At 59.9% G+C, this 18,608-nt stretch carries 17 protein-coding genes; 12 read left to right on the top strand and 5 right to left on the bottom strand.

What is annotated here, in order from left to right:
- Positions 1-70: 70 nt before the first annotated feature.
- Both E1297_RS10980 and E1297_RS10975 read right to left on the bottom strand, forming a co-directional pair.
- Positions 71-1,081, bottom strand: a complete 1,011-nt coding sequence (locus tag E1297_RS10980; RefSeq protein WP_155137948.1) for a DnaJ C-terminal domain-containing protein — start codon at positions 1,079-1,081, stop codon at positions 71-73.
- A 192-nt stretch (positions 1,082-1,273) separates the two neighbouring features.
- Positions 1,274-1,708 (bottom strand): RT0821/Lpp0805 family surface protein, encoded by a 435-nt coding sequence (locus tag E1297_RS10975; RefSeq protein WP_209015749.1) that lies wholly within the window; start codon positions 1,706-1,708, stop codon positions 1,274-1,276.
- A 120-nt stretch (positions 1,709-1,828) separates the two neighbouring features.
- Here E1297_RS10975 and pdxH point away from each other — a divergent pair, with 120 nt between their 5' ends.
- A complete protein-coding gene (pdxH, locus tag E1297_RS10970) occupies positions 1,829-2,464 on the top strand; it encodes a pyridoxamine 5'-phosphate oxidase (protein WP_155137945.1) in 636 nt (211 codons plus the stop codon).
- A gap of 22 nt (positions 2,465-2,486) precedes the next feature.
- On the opposite strand, the gene E1297_RS10965 is transcribed toward pdxH, so the two are convergent.
- On the bottom strand, positions 2,487-3,461 hold the full coding sequence (locus E1297_RS10965; RefSeq protein WP_155137943.1) for a CorA family divalent cation transporter: 975 nt from the start codon (positions 3,459-3,461) through the stop codon (positions 2,487-2,489).
- A gap of 615 nt (positions 3,462-4,076) precedes the next feature.
- On the opposite strand from E1297_RS10965, the gene E1297_RS10960 reads away from it, so the two are divergent.
- Positions 4,077-5,057, top strand: coding sequence for a DUF1499 domain-containing protein (locus E1297_RS10960; protein WP_155137941.1), 981 nt, complete (start codon positions 4,077-4,079; stop codon positions 5,055-5,057).
- Between the two features lie 26 nt (positions 5,058-5,083).
- Here E1297_RS10960 and E1297_RS10955 read toward each other — a convergent pair whose 3' ends face one another.
- Positions 5,084-5,980, bottom strand: coding sequence for an MBL fold metallo-hydrolase (locus E1297_RS10955; protein WP_368669525.1), 897 nt, complete (start codon positions 5,978-5,980; stop codon positions 5,084-5,086).
- Positions 5,981-6,277: 297 nt separating this feature from the next.
- Between E1297_RS10955 and E1297_RS10950 the strand changes: the two genes are divergently transcribed.
- The 7 genes from E1297_RS10950 (at position 6,278) to phoB (ending at position 14,304) form a co-directional block, all read left to right on the top strand.
- A complete protein-coding gene (locus tag E1297_RS10950) occupies positions 6,278-7,570 on the top strand; it encodes an ATP-binding protein (protein WP_155137939.1) in 1,293 nt (430 codons plus the stop codon).
- Positions 7,571-8,066: 496 nt separating this feature from the next.
- Positions 8,067-9,107 (top strand): substrate-binding domain-containing protein, encoded by a 1,041-nt coding sequence (locus E1297_RS10945; protein ID WP_368669524.1) that lies wholly within the window; start codon positions 8,067-8,069, stop codon positions 9,105-9,107.
- A 66-nt stretch (positions 9,108-9,173) separates the two neighbouring features.
- Positions 9,174-10,643: a phosphate ABC transporter permease subunit PstC gene (gene pstC / locus E1297_RS10940; RefSeq protein ID WP_155137935.1), complete on the top strand. Its 1,470-nt coding sequence runs from the start codon at positions 9,174-9,176 to the stop codon at positions 10,641-10,643.
- Positions 10,643-12,001 (top strand): phosphate ABC transporter permease PstA, encoded by a 1,359-nt coding sequence (gene pstA, locus E1297_RS10935; RefSeq protein WP_155137933.1) that lies wholly within the window; start codon positions 10,643-10,645, stop codon positions 11,999-12,001. The genes pstC and pstA overlap by 1 nt, the downstream gene beginning before the upstream one ends.
- A gap of 17 nt (positions 12,002-12,018) precedes the next feature.
- Complete coding sequence (gene pstB, locus E1297_RS10930; RefSeq protein ID WP_155137931.1) at positions 12,019-12,816, top strand: phosphate ABC transporter ATP-binding protein PstB; 798 nt, start codon at positions 12,019-12,021, stop codon at positions 12,814-12,816.
- A gap of 35 nt (positions 12,817-12,851) precedes the next feature.
- On the top strand, positions 12,852-13,553 hold the full coding sequence (phoU, locus tag E1297_RS10925) for a phosphate signaling complex protein PhoU (protein ID WP_155137930.1): 702 nt from the start codon (positions 12,852-12,854) through the stop codon (positions 13,551-13,553).
- Between the two features lie 52 nt (positions 13,554-13,605).
- On the top strand, positions 13,606-14,304 hold the full coding sequence (gene phoB / locus E1297_RS10920; RefSeq protein WP_155137928.1) for a phosphate regulon transcriptional regulator PhoB: 699 nt from the start codon (positions 13,606-13,608) through the stop codon (positions 14,302-14,304).
- 65 nt (positions 14,305-14,369) lie between these two features.
- Here the strand turns inward: phoB and E1297_RS10915 are convergent, their stop codons facing one another.
- Positions 14,370-14,903 (bottom strand): GcrA family cell cycle regulator, encoded by a 534-nt coding sequence (locus E1297_RS10915; protein ID WP_155137926.1) that lies wholly within the window; start codon positions 14,901-14,903, stop codon positions 14,370-14,372.
- A 416-nt stretch (positions 14,904-15,319) separates the two neighbouring features.
- On the opposite strand from E1297_RS10915, the gene E1297_RS10910 reads away from it, so the two are divergent.
- Genes E1297_RS10910 through E1297_RS10900 form a run of 3 tightly spaced genes read left to right on the top strand, consistent with a single transcriptional unit; the run spans position 15,320 to position 18,441 of the window.
- Entirely contained in the window at positions 15,320-16,522 is a 1,203-nt protein-coding gene (locus E1297_RS10910) for an aspartate aminotransferase family protein (RefSeq protein ID WP_155137924.1), read from the top strand.
- Positions 16,519-17,448: an ornithine carbamoyltransferase gene (argF, locus tag E1297_RS10905; RefSeq protein WP_368669523.1), complete on the top strand. Its 930-nt coding sequence runs from the start codon at positions 16,519-16,521 to the stop codon at positions 17,446-17,448. The genes E1297_RS10910 and argF overlap by 4 nt, the downstream gene beginning before the upstream one ends.
- Before the next feature lie 12 nt (positions 17,449-17,460).
- Positions 17,461-18,441, top strand: a complete 981-nt coding sequence (locus tag E1297_RS10900; protein WP_368669522.1) for an Hsp33 family molecular chaperone — start codon at positions 17,461-17,463, stop codon at positions 18,439-18,441.
- Positions 18,442-18,608: the final 167 nt, after the last annotated feature.

The following is an 18,608-nucleotide window of genomic DNA, read 5'->3' as shown; positions in this document are numbered from 1 at the left end:
CGGCATTTCCGGTATCGCAAACCCCGGCGGTCTGGATGCCCTGATCAGGTCATGGCCGATGAGAGACCGGTCAGTCGAATTCCGGCCCGCGGGCGGAATAGGGGGTGATGTCGCGCCAGGCTTTCATCAGGGTTTCGAACTCGCCGTCGGAGCGGGCGGGCAGCTGGATCTCGATGCGGACCAGAAGATCGCCATGGCCGCCGCCCCTGGTCGGCAGGCCCTTGCCCTTCAGCCGCATGACCTTGCCGCTCGACGAACCTGCCGGAATGCTGAGATTGACCGCCCCGGTCAGGATCGGGGTGCGGATCTTTGCGCCCAGAACCGCTTCATAAAGCGTCACCGGCAGGTCGAGATGAAGGTCGGCGCCCCTGACCTCGAACAGCTTGTGCGGGCGCAGGCGGATTTCCACCACCGCATCCCCGGCCGGGCCGCCGAACTCGCCCGGATAGCCCTGACCCCGCAGACGGATCTTTTCGCCCTCGCCGGTTCCGGCGGGAATGTTGACATTGACCGTCTTGCCGCTCGGCAGGGTGACCTGGGTCTTGGCCGAAACCGCAAGCTCTTCCAGCGACACGCGGGCAACGATCTCCGCATTCTTGCCCTTCTGGGGTGCGGCGCCGCGCGGGCCTCCGGCACCGCCCGCGGCACCCGCACTTGCACCGCCACCGCCGCGCGCGCGGCGTCCGCCGCCGCCGAAGCCGCCCAGAATGTCGTTCAGGATGTCGTCGAACGATCCCGCTCCGCCGCCGGCGCCGCTGAAGCCGCCGGATTGCCCCCGGAAGCCGCGTGCGCCGCCGCCGCCGCCGCCGAATTCGCTGAAATCGCTGAAGCCGTCAAAGCCGTGGGCCTGGAACTTGGGCTTGCCCTCGGCGTCGATTTCGCCGCGGTCGAATTGCGCGCGCTTGTCCTTGTCGCCGACGATTTCATAGGCCTGGTTGACTTCGGCAAAACGCGACTGTGCGCCCGGATCGTCCTTGTTCTGATCCGGGTGGTATTTCTTGGCCAACTTCCTGAAGGCCTTTTTGATGTCGCTCTCGCTGGCGTTTTTTGCCACGCCCAGAACGCTGTAGGGGTCACGCATTTTCAGTTACCGAGTTTGTGAGCCGCTCAACTGCCGTCTCGCGATCCGCCGGTGCTCCGGCCATCCATCGTCGCAGCCTTGTCTGAAGCCGGAGCGGGAAAGTCCACCCTTATATTGGCGCTTTAGGAATAAATTCCAAGGTGCTCCAACACACGCTGCTGACGGTTGCTTTTAATCGCAAAAGCGCGGCAATCAAGTTTCCGCTGATCTCAATGCGGTGACGGTAAGCTGCGAGGAGGCATTCTGGCAAGCGCTTCCTTGATAGAGCCGGACCCCTTCGATCGTGTTGGCCGTTGTGGTGAAGGTCAGGCAGCCGGTGCTGGCCAGAGTTTGCGTGCCGACTTTTGAAATCGTGCCGGAATTGCCGCTTTCGGGATTGATCCAGCCGGAGGACGGCGCGTCTGCCGCACGGTAGCCGGTTTCGGGGCCTGTGGAGATCATGCCCGACAGGGTGGCTGCGATCATTTGCCGGTCGATAGGATCGATATCGGCAAAGGCGGTATCCTGTGCGCCACCGAGATGCCCGGAAATGACGAGGGGGGTGCGCACGTCCGCACTGGCCAGTGGAACCGACACCTGGGCGCAGCCGCCCAGGGCGAGAAAGGCTCCGCCTGCCAGGGCACGCAAGAGGTGGCTCTTGCGCAGCACATTCTTATATGGCCACTTACAGTTCAATCGCTTCGACCTTTCCAATCGGCAAATACGCACCGGGCTGGTCAAGCCACCGTGACGGCGCAAAGGCACAAGATGACAGACGCTCAGGATCATACCGAAGAGTTAAAAAACAATGATTTTGTCGAGGCGGCAGACCCATTTGCCCTGTTCGGGAGCTGGCTGGAGGACGCGGGGCGGAGCGAGCCGAACGACCCGAATGCGCTCGCCCTTGCGACCGTGGATGAAGAAGGCTTGCCGAATGTGCGCATGGTGCTTTTGAAGGACTTCGATGAGCGGGGATTTGTCTTCTACACCAATTTCGAGAGTGCCAAGGGGCACGAATTGGTGAACGCGGGGAAAGCTGCCATGTGTTTCCACTGGAAATCATTGCGCCGGCAGGTGCGCATCCGCGGCGGGGTGGTGCAAGTGCCGGACACGGAAGCGGATGCCTACTATAAGTCGCGCCCGCGCGGCAGCCGGATCGGCGCCTGGGCGTCGAAACAATCCCGCCCGCTGGAAAGCCGGTTTGCGCTTGAGAAAGAAGTCGCAAGATATACGGCGAAATTCGGGATCGGAGATATTCCGCGGCCCGGATACTGGTCGGGCATGCGGCTGGAGCCGGTGTCGATCGAGTTCTGGCACGACCGGCCGTTCCGTCTGCACGACCGCGTGGTGTTCCGCCGTGCAGGGCCGGAAGGCGGCTGGACGAAGGTGCGGCTCTATCCGTGAAAGATCCGGTCAGTGTCTTGTCCTAAAGCAGCTTCTTGAGCCGGAACAGCAGGAAGGTCGCGGCGATCGACCCGACCATCAACAGGATCGAGAACGGAAACCCGAACGACCATCTGAGCTCCGGCATGTTTTCGAAATTCATGCCGTAGATCGAGGCAATCAGGGTCGGGGGCAGAAAGATCACGCCGAGGACGGAGAAGATCTTGATGATCTGGTTCTGCTCGAGCGTGACAAGTCCAATGGTCGCGTCGAGCAGGAACGTCAGGTTGTTGTCGAGGGCGTCGCCATGTTCCTTGATCGAGTGGATGTCGCGGCTGATCGTCTTGCACAACGCGATCTGGTCGTCGCTGAGCGAGACTTTTTTGGGATGCGTGCCGAGATAGAGAATCAACCGGGCCAGGCTCGTACAGACCTGATGCATCTTCGCCGTCTGCAGCCCGATCCGGCCCTGGGCCTTGATCGCTTCCTGATACACTTTTGTTTTCCGGGAGGTGAGGCCTGCCCCGAACACGAGAAGCGACAGGCGGTCATATTCGGTTGACGCGTCTTCCAGAACGTCGGCGCAGCGGTCGATGATGATGTCGAGCATGGTGAACAGAACGGCCGGTCCCGTATGCTGGATGCCCGGGTCGGCCTGAACCTTCTTGGAACACACCACCAGAGACCGCGGCTCGCCATAGCGGACCGTGACCAGACGTTTGGAACTCAGGATAAAGATCACCGAGGCCTTGGCCGCGTCGGTTTGCTGGGCCGCCATCGGCAACAGCGCGGTCATCACGATCGCTCCGGGTTCGTCATAGAACCGGGCGGAGGATTCGATTGAGGTGATTTCCTCGCGTGTCGGGATCTGCGCGCCCATCATCTTTTCGGCAGCAATCTGCTCGGCCTGATTGGGCTTGAACAAATCGATCCAGATCGCGGTGCCCGGGATGGGCTGCCCTTCCGACAATTCGATGCGCTGCAATCCGCTGACCGACGGGCAATAAGCTATGATCATCAATCTGGCTCCAAGACGCATTTCCGGACATCCGCGCGGGACGTCCCCAAAACATGCCTCAGTGCCGGGAACCGTGCCATAACATTCTTCAGCGCCGGTCGTCTGGCAACCGGTTCGAACCAGCCGGGCGCAAGATGCGCGTCCGGCTGGTATGGATCAACTGAACATATCCAGCAGAACGCGGTGTTGACCGTGTTTTGACTGCGGCTTTTGTGTTTCGGCGGGCCGATGACAAAGAGCTGCAGCGCTGACGGCCTGAATACCGACAGGCTTGTACTGGCTTTCGAGATTTGGGCGATGGGGCACTTGGTCGGCGGACTTGTCAGACATTGTTCGAGCCACTTTTTTCCGGTTTGCAATCCGCGCTGCACGTCGATTTAGCAGGCTCTTTAAAAATTGGGGCTGATGGGGGGATTTGACTAGTAAAAAAGCGTAACGATTTATTACGTCTGCTTAAGAAAATTGCGTTGTTTCAGGATGGCTTAACGCGCTGAAAGAATACATTTCAGCCATGTTGAGCGGCGGGTTTGCGTGATTGTCCGGTCGCAATTTTGATCCGGGGCCGTTACACATTGAAAGGGAACGTGATTCAAACGTTGGGGCCGGGATGCCGTCTTGAAACGCTTACCAACCTACAGGCCGGAAACGGCGCACTATGCCTACCGTCTTGGCGCGCTCGCGGTTGCGGTGTTCCTGATCACCGTTGCCGGATACCGGTTTCGCTTTATTGATGAAACCATTCTGGTTCTCGCGGCAGGCGGTGCGGGGTTGCTTGCATTGAGCGCGGTGCTGCTGTCCGGGGTTTCTCTCTGGAGACTGTGGCGGCGCGGCGGCGAGGGAAGTCTGGCGGCCTTTTGGGGCGGGCTTGCCGGCATTCTGGTGCTTGCTCCATTTGTTTGGCTTGGGGCCGGGCTGCGCATCGCGCCGAGCCTGCCGGACATCTCGACCGACCTTGTGACACCACCGGAAATCCGGACCTCAAGTCTTCCGGGAGCCATGCTTCCGGAGCCGGTATGGACCGCGCCGATCGAAGCGGATCCGGTCAGCCGGATCCAGCGATTGTCACTCAAAGACGCTCCGGACACGAAAGAGGCGCAGGCCGAGTTCTATCCCGATATCGTACCGCGGCGGTATCGCGTTCCGCCTGCCCGTCTTCATGCCGCAGCGCTTGTGATGGCGGCGGAAAATGCGTGGCCGGTTGCCTATGAATTGCCGCCCGATCTTTTGGACGAAGCGACCGCGTTGCAACTGCTTGTTCGCGATCCGGTGATCGGCATGGAGCAGACCCTTGCCTTGCGGATCAGGCAGGACCCGGTCGGCACCCTGCTCGATATACGCTCGGTTTCCCCCTTCGCATTGCCGGGGCTGTCAAGCAACGCCGAACGCGTCCGGGACGTTTTTGACGAACTTGACCGTGTGTTGCTCGATACCTACGGAGACCTCGCGCGGATTGTTGTGCAGGAAGAGGAAGCCGGGCTGATCGGCGCGGACGAGATCAATGACGACGCGTCCGGCGGCAGTGTGCCGGTGACACCCGTGCCCCAGTTCAAGCCCTTTTTCGAAATCGGGGAGGGCGGGCCGGAAGGTCCCGAATAGTCTTGCGCGGGGCGAAGGCTGGGCGTTTACGCAAGCCGGTAGCGGCTTTTGAGCGTTGGGGACCCCGATGTGACGACTTCACCGCGCTCACACAGCCATTCGAGTTGCGCAAATGCCGACAAGGCAGCCGCACCTGCAAGTTTTGGATCAAGGCCCTGATAAACGGCTGAAACGATGTCCGGAACCGATTGAGGCGTCTCGCCGAGTACCCCGAGGATCGAGCGCTCCCGGGACCGCCGGTGGTTCGCGAGCTCGCCGACATAGGCATGGGCGTCGCGCAGAACGCCGCCATGGCCGGGCAGGTAGCAATCGTGCGGCACCTGCGCGAGCAGGTCGAGCGAACTCATATAGTCGCGCATGGTGCCGTCCGGAGGGGCGACAATGGAAGTCGACCAGGCCATGACATGATCCGCAGACAGCATGATGTCCGTGCCGGACAGTGCGAAACACAGGTGGTTCGCGGTATGGCCGGGCGTTGCGAGCGTCTCGAACTCGAACCCTCCCAGATCGACCTTGTCGCCGTGTGCCAATTCGTGATCCGGGCTGTAGGTGCGGTCGGCGCTGGCATCAAGCGGGTTGAACTCGCCCTCGGTCAGCTCTCTTGCAGCCCGGTGCGGGCCGCAGCCGAAGATGTCCGCCCCGGTCATGGACTTGAGAACGGCCGCTGCCGGTGAATGGTCCATATGGGTATGCGTGATCAGGATCGCGCCGATGTCGTTGCCGGCTGCAGCCATGATCGCCTCGATGTGAGCGGGCTCGACCGGACCGGGGTCTACAACGACAGGCTTTTGGGTGCCGATCAGATAGGTGTTGGTGCCATAGAATGTGAACGGTCCGGGGTTCCGGGCTGTCATGCGCCTGATCCCGGGCGCGATTTCAACCGGACGCGCATAGTTGGGTTCGAATTCCAGGTCGTGTTTCACGTATGTGGTCCTTGGCAGCGGTCGATGCCTGCGGGAGGCAAGACTGAGTGCTTGGCAAGATAGTTGATCGGGGACAGGGAGGCCAACCATTGTCCCGTGCCGCATTCAAAATCCCTTGCATATATGACAAGTGGCAATTGCGTGTGGTGTGTCGCCTGATTGACATGCAAGCCTGTTATCTGCGTTGCCCACCCGGCATAAACGCAGCCGGGTTTGTCTGACTGTCATTTAGCTGACGAAACACTTTTTTATGTTTTGGCAATGTTATCCGTTATATAGGCGCTCGCAGAGGAGCCCATGACCCAGGACCAGAGTGAGGAAATCCGGCGATCAACGCCCGCTGCCCGATTGCGCGAGGCGCGGTGGCAGCTTTTGGCTGCGGCCGGTCTCGCCATTTATGCTGTGGTGGCCTACGGTTTGCCGGTCATCGCAGCGGTTTTCGGGTGGGGGATCCTGGTTGCGGTTACGGTCTTGGTCTCCGGACGCCCCCGGTCGCGCAAGTTTGCGGTGTCCCGGCAGCGCGAATTGCGGCGCATGTGGCCCGGCACCGGCATGAAGCTGACCGTGGATGCCTTGCCGACGCCATGCTTTGTTGCCGATGGCCGGGGGATCACCCGGTATGTCAACAAGGCCGCCACGGCCGCCTACGGGTCGGTCAGGCCGGGCGATCCGCTTTCATTTTCCTTGCGCGCGCCGTCACTTCTCGAAGCATTCGACCGGGTGTGCACAAGCGGTGCGCCAGAGCGTATCAACTGGGCGGAAAAAGTCCCGACAGAGGCCTATTTCGAGGCCTATCTGTCACCCGTCTACATGCCCTCTCCCGGAGCTTCTGCCTCGGGGGACAGGGTTCCGGATTTTATCCTGGTTGTCATTCGGGATCTGACGGAACAACGCCGGCTCGAACGGATGCGCACCGACTTTGTCGCCAATGCCAGCCACGAACTGAGGACACCGCTTGCCTCGCTGACCGGCTTTATCGAAACCCTGCAGGGGCCGGCCAGGGATGACCCGAAAGCGCGGGAGCAATTCCTGGCGATCATGCATGACCAGGCCGGGCGCATGCGCCGGCTTGTCGACGACATTCTGTCGTTGTCGCGGATTGAACTCAAGGTGCATGTCCGGCCGGCGTCGGAAGTGGATCTGGCCGAGATCGTCAAACACACGGTCGCAGCCCTGACACCTCTTGCCGATGACACGGATATCGAAATTCGCATGGATGTGCCGGAAGAAGAGGTCTTGGTGAAAGGGGATCGGGACGAGCTGATCCAGGTGGCGGAAAACCTCATCGAGAATGCAATCAAATACGGCAGCACCGGTAAGTACGTCGATGTCTCGATCAAGGGATCCGGTTTGTCGCAGGACGCGACTTTAAGCGTCAGGGACTATGGCGAAGGTATTGCGGAGGAGCATGTCCCGCGGCTGACCGAAAGGTTCTACCGTGTCGATGTCGATTCAAGCCGGTCCATGAAAGGAACCGGTCTGGGGCTTGCCATCGTCAAACACATTTTGACCCGGCACCGGGCCCGTCTCGAAATCAGGAGCCGTCTGGGCGAAGGGACAAAATTCTGCGTCCGTTTCACAGGTGAATAATCAGACACGGATTCACTTGCCGAAAATTTGCACATCTCTGGCGATAATAGTGGCACGCACTGGCGATTCAGTGCCTGAAAAGCACCCAGTGCGGCTTTTGGTGCCTGCGACATTTTAAGACCGCACAAAAGCAGGCCCGGCGTGTTCAGCGGCGCAATACATGCACAGATTGCCGAGGTTATCTTTCACCAGGGCATGAACATGTTCCACGCGTTACGGTTTTTTAATTAGCTGGCAAATCTTTTGAATTTTCTTCATTTGCGATCCTTGAGCGGTGCTGCTATCTGACCTGCAAAAATCAGATGGGCTGACCGGGCGGAAATTTGCCGAGAATCCGAAAGTGACAATAAAAACAATAAGATAAACTGTCATAAAACTGAAATTCATCTGTCATATCAGTCTCATGCGCCGGTTCTACGGTCGCGCGCATCGCTCGGGAAAAATCATGAGCCCGGCGGTTATCCAAGAAACCTTGACATTCAAAGGGAGTGGTCAAGTGAAATTTTCGACCCTCGTAAGCGCAACTGCTCTTGCTGTTGCTTCTACCGCGTTCGCTGGTGCTGCTCAGGCGCGCGATCAGGTCCAGATCGCCGGTTCGTCCACGGTTCTGCCTTACGCCTCCATCGTTGCTGAAGCTTTCGGCGAAAACACCGATTTCCCGACCCCGGTCGTTGAATCCGGCGGTTCTTCCGCTGGCCTGAAGAAGTTCTGCACAGGCGTTGGCGAAAACACCATCGACGTTGCAAACGCTTCCCGCGCGATCCGCGAAAAGGAAATCAAGGCGTGTGCGGAAAACGGCGTTGCTGACATCATCGAAGTCCGCATCGGCTACGACGGGATCGTGTTTGCGTCCCAGAAAGACGGTCCGGCATTCACCGCCTTCACCGAATCCGACTGGTACAACGCTCTGGCTCCGAAGGTCCTGAAGGACGGCAAGATCGTCGACAACCCGTACAACAACTGGGCCGAGTTCAACTCCGACCTGCCGAACGTTGAAATTGCCGCCTTCATTCCGGGCACAAAGCACGGCACACGTGAAGTGTTCGAAGAGAAGGTTCTGGCTGTTGGTTGTGAAAAGACCGGCGCCCTGAAGGCCATGATCGACTCCGGCATGTCCGAAGACGACGCTGAAGACGCTTGCATCGCGGTCCGCACCGACGGCAAGTCCGTTGACATCGACGGCGACTACACCGAGACCCTTGCCCGCATCGACTCCAACCCGAACGGCATCGGTGTTTTCGGTCTGGCATTCTACGAAAACAACACCGACAAGCTGAAGGTCGCGACCATGGACGGCATCGAGCCGACCACTCAGACCATCGCTGACGGTGAGTATCCGGTTTCCCGCCCGCTGTTCTTCTACATCAAGAAGGCACATATCGGCGTGATCCCGGGCCTCAAGGAATATGCCGAGTTCTTCGTTTCCGACGAAATCGCTGGTCCGGACGGCCCGCTGGCTCAGTACGGCCTGGTTTCCGATCCGGAGCTGGCTGCGACCCAGGCTTCCGTGAGCAACGAACAGACCATGGGCCAGTAAGCCCCGAACGATCGGAGGGGCGGCCACCGGCCGCCCTTTCTTCCTTTTCCGGTTTCGGATGCGCTTATGTCTCTCGGTCTTCTTTTAATAGTTCTCATCGTTCTTGCCGTGATCGGTTATTTTGCCGGTCGGAGCAGGGCGCTTTCATCGGCCGGCCATGACGGCCGTTTGCTGCATTCGCTGCCCGGTTACTACGGTTGGAACGTGGCCCTGTCCGTTCTGATCCCGTCTCTTCTGGCGCTGGCGCTGTGGTTGCTGGCCCAGCCGTTCTGGATCAACACGCAGGTCGCCGCGACGATTTCGCCGCAATCGCTTGAGGGCAGTTCCTTGAGCCTGGTGATGAGCGACGTGAAACGTGTTGCCAATGGTCTCGACGAGGCCGTCGCCCAGGGGGCCATGTCGCCGCAAATGGCCGACTCGGTCCGAACCGAGCTGACGGATGTGCGCGCGCGTCTTGGAGCGGTCGGCGTGGCGCTTGGATCGGATGTGAATTCCAACACCTTGCGCGCAGCCCAGAAGTACCGCGACATGAGCGCGATCGGCACCTTGTTGCGCAGCATTGTCGTGATCGCACTCGGCATTGCAGGGCTGGCTTTTGCATACTTGCGAACCTCCAAGGATTTCCGCGCGCGCAACGTCGTCGAGCAGGTCGTCAAATCCATCTTGATCGCCGCAGCGAGTATCGCCATTCTGACGACCATCGGCATCGTGTTGTCGCTGATCTTCAACACAATCGAGTTCTTCAAGCTGTATCCGGCGAGCGAGTTTTTCTTCGGGCTTGTATGGAGCCCGAGCTTCGGCGGCGGGTCCGAGCTTGGTATCGTTCCGCTCATCTGGGCAACGCTTTACATCTCCCTGATCGCACTGGCGGTGGCCGTGCCGATCGGGCTGTTTGCGGCGATTTACCTTTCCGAATATGCCGGGCCGAAAGTTCGCGCTGTCGCGAAACCCCTTCTGGAGGTTCTGGCCGGTATTCCGACCATCGTCTATGGTCTGTTCGCGCTCCTGACGGTCGGGCCGCTGCTGGTTGACGTGTTCGGCTCCAACGGGGCGCTGGGCGTGAGCTGGATGAGTGGGGCTTCGTCGGTACTCACCGCAGGCTTTGTCATGGGCATCATGCTGATCCCGTTCGTGAGCTCCCTGTCCGACGACATCATCAATGCCGTGCCACAGGCGATGCGTGACGGATCGCTCGGCATGGGGGCGACCCATTCCGAAACGGTCAAGCTGGTGATCCTGCCGGCGGCCCTGCCGGGCATTGTCGGGGCCATTCTGCTTGCCGCCTCCCGCGCCATCGGCGAAACCATGATCGTGGTTCTGGGGGCCGGTGCGGCCGCGCGTCTCAGCCTGAACCCGCTGGAGGCCATGACGACGGTGACAGCCAAGATCGTCAGCCAGCTGACCGGGGATGCGGACTTTGCCTCTCCGGAAGCCCTGGTCGCTTTTGCGCTCGGGATGACCCTGTTTGTCATCACACTCGGCCTGAATGTCCTCGCCCTCTACATCGTGCGCAAATACCGGGAGCAGTACGACTAATGACCGACACGACGACCCCTCTTCAGTCGGCCGCGTCTCCGGCTTCTCCGGCCCCGAAATCCCTGCTGACCCAGGACGACCGGACACGCCGGCGCAATGCTGCGGAAAAGCGCTTCCAGGCCTATGGGATTGCCGCGATCTGCGTTGGGCTTTTCTTCCTTCTGGCGTTGCTGTGGGCGATCCTGTCCAACGGGCTTGGGGCCTTTACCCAGACCGTCTTCACCGTGAACATCACGATCGACACGGACCGGATCAATCAGGCCGAAAAATCAGTTGTTAAAACCTCCCGCTACAACTCGATGATCGAGGAAGCGCTGGTCGTCAAGATGGCCGAGGCCGGGCTGGAGCACGAAATGAACGGACGGGATCTGCGCAAGATGCTGTCCTCGGGTGCTGCAGCCACGATCCGGCGCGATATTCTGGCCAATTGGGATCAGGTGATGAGCCAGAACGGCGAAACCATCACCTATGACCTGCTCGCGTCTTCACGTGTGGACGGCTATCTGAAGCTGCGGGTCAAGCGCGAAGACCTTGTCAAGGACAAGAACCTCGACGCGGCCCATCTCGACATCATCGACAAGCTGGTGGAAAGCGGATCGGTTCAGAAGAAGTTCAACTGGGACTTCGTCTTCGGCACCGATGCTTCGGATTCCCGTCCGGAACAGGCCGGTATCGGTGCCTCGATGGTCGGCTCGCTGTTCATGATGATCGTGGTGCTGGTGCTGTCTCTGCCGATCGGTGTGGCGGCCTCCATCTATCTTGAGGAGTTTGCGCCGCAGAACAAGTTCACCGATCTGATCGAGGTGAATATCTCGAACCTCGCCGCGGTGCCCTCGATCGTGTTCGGTATTCTTGGTCTGGCCGTGTTCATCCAGTTCATGCATCTGCCACAGTCGGCGCCGCTGGTTGGCGGTCTGGTGCTGACGCTGATGACGCTTCCGACGATCATCATCTCGACCCGTGCGTCCTTAAAAGCGGTGCCGCCCAGCATTCGTGAAGCGGCGCTTGGCGTGGGCGCATCGAAGATGCAGACCATCTTCCACCATGTCCTGCCGCTTGCCATGCCCGGCATCCTGACGGGGACAATCATCGGGCTGGCGCAGGCACTCGGCGAAACGGCGCCGCTGCTGCTGATCGGCATGGTCGGTTTCATCGCATCCGAGTTTCCGACCGGGGTCGCCTCCGGCTTCCTGTCGCCGAACTCGGCAATGCCGGCGCAGATTTACGAGTGGGCGAAGCGTGCCGACCCGGCGTTTTACGAAAGGGCCTGGGGGGGCATTATCGTCCTTCTGGTCTTCCTGCTGAGCATGAACATTCTCGCGATCATCCTGCGTCGCAGGTTCGAGCGCCGGTGGTGAGAAAAGGGGACGGTCCGATGAATGAAATGCCAAGAATCAACAAGGCGAACGAAATGTCTGAAGCAAAGGTCGCCGCAAAAGGCGTGCAGGTCTACTATGGGGACACCCACGCCATCAAGGATGTTGATATCGACATCCGGCCCCGGTCCGTGACCTCCTTTATTGGCCCGTCCGGCTGCGGCAAATCGACATTCCTGCGCACCATCAACAGGATGAACGACACAATCGACATCTGCCGCGTGGAAGGCACGATCAAGATCGACGGCGAGGACATCTACGATCCGAAGGTCGATCCGGTGCAGCTGCGCGCCAAGGTCGGCATGGTATTCCAGAAGCCGAACCCGTTCCCGAAGTCGATTTACGACAACATTGCCTACGGGCCGCGGATCCACGGTCTGGCCAAGAACAAGTCGGAACTTGATGATATTGTCGCCTCCAGCCTTCAGAAGGCGGGCCTGTGGGACGAGGTCAGTCACCGTCTGGATGAGCCGGGCACCGGCATGTCGGGTGGTCAGCAGCAGCGCCTGTGCATCGCGCGCGCAATCGCGGTCAACCCGGAGGTGATCCTGATGGACGAGCCGTGCTCCGCGCTCGACCCGATCGCCACCGCGAAAGTCGAGGAACTGATCGACGAGTTGCGGGAGAACTTTACGATCGTGATCGTGACACACTCCATGCAGCAGGCCGCGCGCGTGTCCCAACGGACCGCCTTCTTCCATTTGGGGATTCTTGTTGAAGAGGGGCCGACACAGGATATTTTCACCAATCCGCAGGACAAGCGGACCCAGGATTACATCACGGGCCGGTTCGGCTGAGGGGCGAACCGCCTGACTTTTCGAAGGATGAAACAATGCCCGAACATACGGTGTCTTCGTATGATGAAGAACTGACGGCCATTGCCGGGCGGATTGCCGAGATGGGCGGCATCGCCGAAAGCGCCATCAGCAATGCGGTGTCGGCGCTGGTGACCCAGGATCTGGAACTGGCAAGAGAGACGATCCAGCAAGACGGGCGGCTGGACGAGTTGTGGAGCGAGATCGAGGTCAAGCTGGTCGAGATCATTGCGCGCCGGCAGCCATTGGGCGCGGATCTGCGCGAGATCATGGCGGCCGGACGGATCTCGAACGACCTGGAACGCGTTGGTGATCTTGCCAAGAATGTCGCCAAGCGGGTGATTGCCATCGACAGCGACCTGAAGTCCAAGCAATTGGCCATCGGTGTCGAGCACATCACCGAGCTTGCTCTGGCACAGCTCAAGAATGTCCTTGATGCCTACACGTCCAAGGATGCTGAAGCGGCCCGCAAGGTGCGCGATGGCGACGAGGAGGTGGATACCATGTACACCTCGCTGTTCCGCGAATTGCTGACCTACATGATGGAAGATCCGCGCAACATCACGCAGTGCGCCCATCTGTTGTTCTGCGCCAAGAATATCGAGCGCATCGGCGATCACGCGACCAACATTGCCGAGAACGTCTATTACATGGTCACAGGCGAAAGACTGAGCGATAACCGCCCGAAGGTTGATGAAACCGGCGTTGCCCTCATGTGAGGAATAGGCGGCTGCCACGCCGTTCTGTCCTGCTTATCTGGAGCACATTGGAATGCCCAAGGTACTCATCGTCGAAGACGAGGAACCGCTCAGCTTGTTGCTGAGATACAATTTGGAAGCCGAAGGTTACACGGTCGACACCTGCGCGCGCGGCGATGAGGCCGAAATCCGGCTCCGTGAAAGCCAGCCCGACCTGTTGCTTCTCGACTGGATGCTGCCGGGCCTGTCCGGGATCGAACTCTGCCGCCGCTTGCGGGGGCGCGAAGATACCGAACGCCTGCCGGTCATCATGTTGACGGCCCGGGGCGAGGAAGCCGAACGCATTCGCGGCTTGTCCACCGGCGCGGACGATTACGTGGTCAAACCCTTTTCCGTGCCCGAACTGATGGCGCGTGTGCGCGCGATCCTGCGCCGGGCGAGCCCGGAAGTTGTCTCGACGATCCTGAGATCCGGGGACATCGAGCTGGACCGCGAAACCCACCGGGTCCGCCGCAATGAAAAGGAAATCCACCTCGGACCGACCGAGTTCCGCTTGCTCGAATTCTTGATGACCGCGCCTGGACGGGTGTTCTCCCGTGAACAGTTGCTGGACGGGGTCTGGGGACATGACGTCTATGTCGACGAACGGACGGTCGATGTGCATGTCGGACGTCTGCGCAAGGCGCTCAATCGCGGCAAGGCCAAGGATCCGATCCGCACGGTTCGCGGCGCAGGCTACGCCTTCAACGACCAGTTTGCCGTGACCGGTTAGGATACGGACAAAATAAAACCCGCCGTTTCGGCGGGTTTTTTGTTCCAAAGACCTGACTGATGCTTTTATCCCGCTGCGCGGACTTCCTGGCGGCGTTCGCGGCGGCGGTCACTGACCGGTTGGTAGGCGACACGGCAATGGTGGGCACAATAGGGCGTGCCCGGCTCGGAACCCCGGCCGCAGAAATAGAACTCGTCCGTCGACGGATCGCCAATCGGCCATTTGCACGTCCGCTCGGTCAGGGTCATGATCGAAGCACGTTTGGATATCGGAACGAGTTCGGCGAGGGGCTCGGTTTTGGCCTCGGCTTGCGGTGCGGGTTCCGGAGCCGCTTTCAAGGCCGTGGCGCCTTCGGTTTGCAACTGACTGGCGGTGTTTTGCTCGGGTGCCTCGGCGCTGCTTGTGTCCGGTGTCTTTGAGCGCCGGGTCTTGCTCGGGGCCGGTGTGGCCTTGGTGCGCCCGGACAATCCAAGACGATGGACCTTTCCGATCACGGCGTTTCGGGTGATGCCCCCGAGTTCCGCTGCAATCTGGCTTGCGCTATGGCCCTCGGACCAGAGCTTCTTCAAATGCTCTACGCGTTCAGTCGTCCAACTCATTTGCCGCACCTCTTTTCAGTGCTTGCCCGCCCGGCAATAACCGATTGTTAAGGCACAGTCAGCTGCGCCTTTCGTGGCATATCTAGTGCCATCGAGTGATTTTCTGCACGATATGTCGTGTCTGACTGATCCGAGCGTACAATAGCGATAAATCCACAAGCAACAATTTCGCCTTATTCTGATGGGGACGAACCGACTTTTCCCCACAAAAGGCCATGATTGGGGCTTAATCAAGAATTGACAGCGTCAGGGTGATCCCCATTGACAGCAGAGCAAAAGCCATGTGTATAAAGTATTCGACAAGCATATGCCGCCTCACCGGGGCGGCATGTTTCGTTTTGGCGGGTGGCTAAACCTTTTGAAGCATGGCCATCCTGGCGGCTTGTCGCAATTACAGCCCTTTGGGAGTTGAGGAAATGTCGGCGTCTGCGCTGTTTGGAAATTACGCAAGATCGGCTCTGGAGTTCGATCATGGGGAAGGTGTCTGGCTCGTGACGAAAGACGGCCGACGATTCCTCGATTGCGGCTCCGGCATCGCCGTCAACTCCGTCGGCCATTGCCATCCGCATCTGGTTGAAACCCTGAAGGCGCAGGCCGAAAAGCTCTGGCATGTGTCCAACCTTCACAGGGTCCCGGAGCAGGAGCGGCTGGGCCAAAGGCTTGTCGAGAACAGCTTTGCGGACCGCGCCTTTTTCTGCAATTCCGGCGCCGAGGCGATGGAAGCTGCGATCAAGACCGCGCGGCGCTATCACTATGACAAGGGCAATCCGGAACGGTTCCATATCGTTACCTTCGAAGGCGCTTTTCACGGCAGGACGCTTGGAACCATCGCCGCTGGCGGACAGGCAAAATACCTTGAAGGGTTTGGCCCGAAAGCCCCGGGCTTCGATCAGGTCCCGGCCGGTGATACCGAGGCACTCAAGGCGGTGATCGGGCCGCAGACCGCAGCCCTTGCGATTGAACCGATCCAGGGCGAGGGCGGCATTCGCGAGATCCCGGTGGAATTTCTGCGCCAGATGCGCGCGCTGTGCGATGCGGAAGGCATTCTGCTGATCTTTGACGAGATCCAGACCGGCGTCGGCCGGACCGGAAAGCTGTTTGCCCATGAATGGTCCGGGGTTTCGCCCGATCTGATGGCGGTTGCCAAGGGGATCGGCGGTGGCTTCCCGATGGGCGCCTGCCTTGCCACAAGTGCCGTGGCGGATGCCATGGTGCCGGGAACCCATGGCACGACCTTTGGCGGCAATCCGCTCGCCATGGCGGTTGGCAATGCGATTCTCGATGTGGTTCTGGCAGACGGATTTCTGGAAGAAGTCAACCGCAAGGGCCTTCTGTTCAAGCAGAAGCTCGCCGGTCTGGCGGACAGCCATCCGCGCGTCTTTGCCGAAATCCGCGGCAACGGTTTGATGCTCGGTGTCAAATGCGTTGCACCGGCAGGAGATTTTGTTGCGGCGGCCCGCGAGGCCGGCCTTCTCGCCGTCCCGGCTGGCGACAATGTCGTCCGGATCCTGCCGCCACTGACGATCACGGAAGCCGAGATTGCCGACGCAGTCGAGCGGCTGGAAACAGCTGCTTCGGCGCTGGAGCAAACGATGCAATTTGAAGGAGCGGCAGAGTGACCTCGACTGCACATGCCAAACACTTTCTGGACCTGACCGAGTTCGGCAGCGAAGAACTTCGGACCATTCTCGAGGCGTCCAAACAGATCAAGAAGACCCGCAACGGGGTACGCCGGGGTGAAGGGCTGCTGGCAGGCAAGGTGCTTGCCATGGTGTTCGAGCAACCCTCGACCCGGACCCGTATTTCCTTTGATGTCGGCATGCGCGAGCTTGGCGGCGAAACCCTGATGCTGACCGGTGCGGAAATGCAGCTGGGGCGTGGCGAGACGATCGGCGACACGGCGCGCGTCCTGTCGCGCTTTGTCGATGCGATCATGATCCGGATCCTGGACCATGACGCCTTGAACGAACTTGCCGAAAACGCGACCGTTCCGGTGATCAACGGTCTGACCAAGCTGTCCCATCCGTGCCAGATCATGGCCGATCTTCTGACCTTCGAAGAGCATCGCGGGTTGATCAAGGGCCGCAGTGTTGCCTGGACCGGTGACAGCAACAATGTGCTGGCGTCTTGGGTCCATGCCGCCCCGCGCTTCGATTTCGAGCTGCGCATCGCAACGCCGCCCCAATTGGCACCGCCGATGGAGCTGATCGAGCGCGCCCGGCGCGACGGGGGTTCCATTATCGTGACCGACGACCCATATGAGGCTGTCCGGGGCACCGATTGTGTCGTGACGGATTGTTGGGTTTCCATGGGTGATGACGACTCTGAAAACCGGCATAACCTTCTCAAGCCTTATCAGGTCAACCACCGTCTGATGGCCGAAGCCAACACGGATGCGTTGTTCATGCATTGCTTGCCTGCCCATCGCGGGGAAGAAGTGACATCGGAAGTCATGGATGGCCCGAATTCGGTCGTTTTTGACGAGGCTGAGAACCGTCTCCACGCGCAAAAGGGCATCCTGGCCTGGTGTTTTGATGCAGTGTAAAGGGCTCATCGCGTGGCATTGAATTTGGAAGACTTTGGTGTAACTCCGGCGGGAATGGATGCGGTGCGCCCATTCTCGGTGGAGGGACTGGACGTGCGCGGCCGGGCGGTTTCGCTCGGACCGGTGGTTGCCGACATTTTAGGGCGTCACAAATATCCCGAGCCGGTGTCGCGCCTGCTGGCGGAGGCGATTGTTCTGACCAGCCTGTTGGGGACGTCCCTGAAGTTCGACGGCCGTTTCACCCTGCAGACCCAGACGGACGGGCCTGTGTCCATGCTGGTGGTCGATTTTTCATCCCCCGATGCGATCCGTGCTTGCGCGAGTTTCGATGAGGAGGCCGTTGCGAGTCTCTCCCGGGATCAGGCAACGCCCGAGGCCCTTCTCGGGCGTGGTCATCTGGCCATGACCATCGATCAGGGCAAGCACATGCAGCGCTATCAGGGTATGGTGGAGCTGGACGGCATCTCGCTTGAAGAAGTGGCGCGGCGCTATTTTGCCCGCTCGGAGCAGATCCCGACGGAAGTCCGCCTTGCAGTCGGCGAATTGTTCACCCGGCAGGAGGGCGAAGGTCCGGCGCAGACATGGCGGGCCGGCGGTGTCCTGATCCAGTTCCTGCCCGATGCGCCCGAGCGTATGCGCCAGCCGGATCTGCACCCGGGCGACGCGCCTGAAGGCACCGAGGCGCATGCTCTGGATGAGGATGATGCCTGGGTCGAGGCAAAGGCCATTGTTGAAACGGTCAAGGACATCGAGCTGACCGATCCCGAAATCGGGGTTGAAATCCTGCTGTTCCGGCTGTTCCACGAGCGGGGCGTGCGGCTTTACGACCCGCAGCCGATTTCCGACAAGTGCCGGTGTTCGCGCGAGAAGATCAAAGGCATTCTGACGACCTTCAGCGACGAGGAAGTCGCGGAAATGACCATTGATGACAAAATCGTGGTCACTTGCCAGTTCTGCAACACACACTACGAGTTCGACGCCGATAAGCGTTGATCTTCACATGTTCTGCAGCCTCCCGGCCGGGAGGCTGCAGGGACCATGGTAGAGACCTCTGCATAGTATCGGCCTGCGCAATTGAACACGCCAATTCTGCCCATTATCATCTGTTTGGGACTGAGATGAAGTGTTCCCGGAACGCCTTTCAAGGCGGTTTCCGCCTT

This window comes from Roseibium sp. RKSG952 (genome assembly GCF_009711355.1).
Note: the sequence above shows the minus strand (reverse complement) of the source record. Positions and strands in the feature narration are given on the sequence as shown.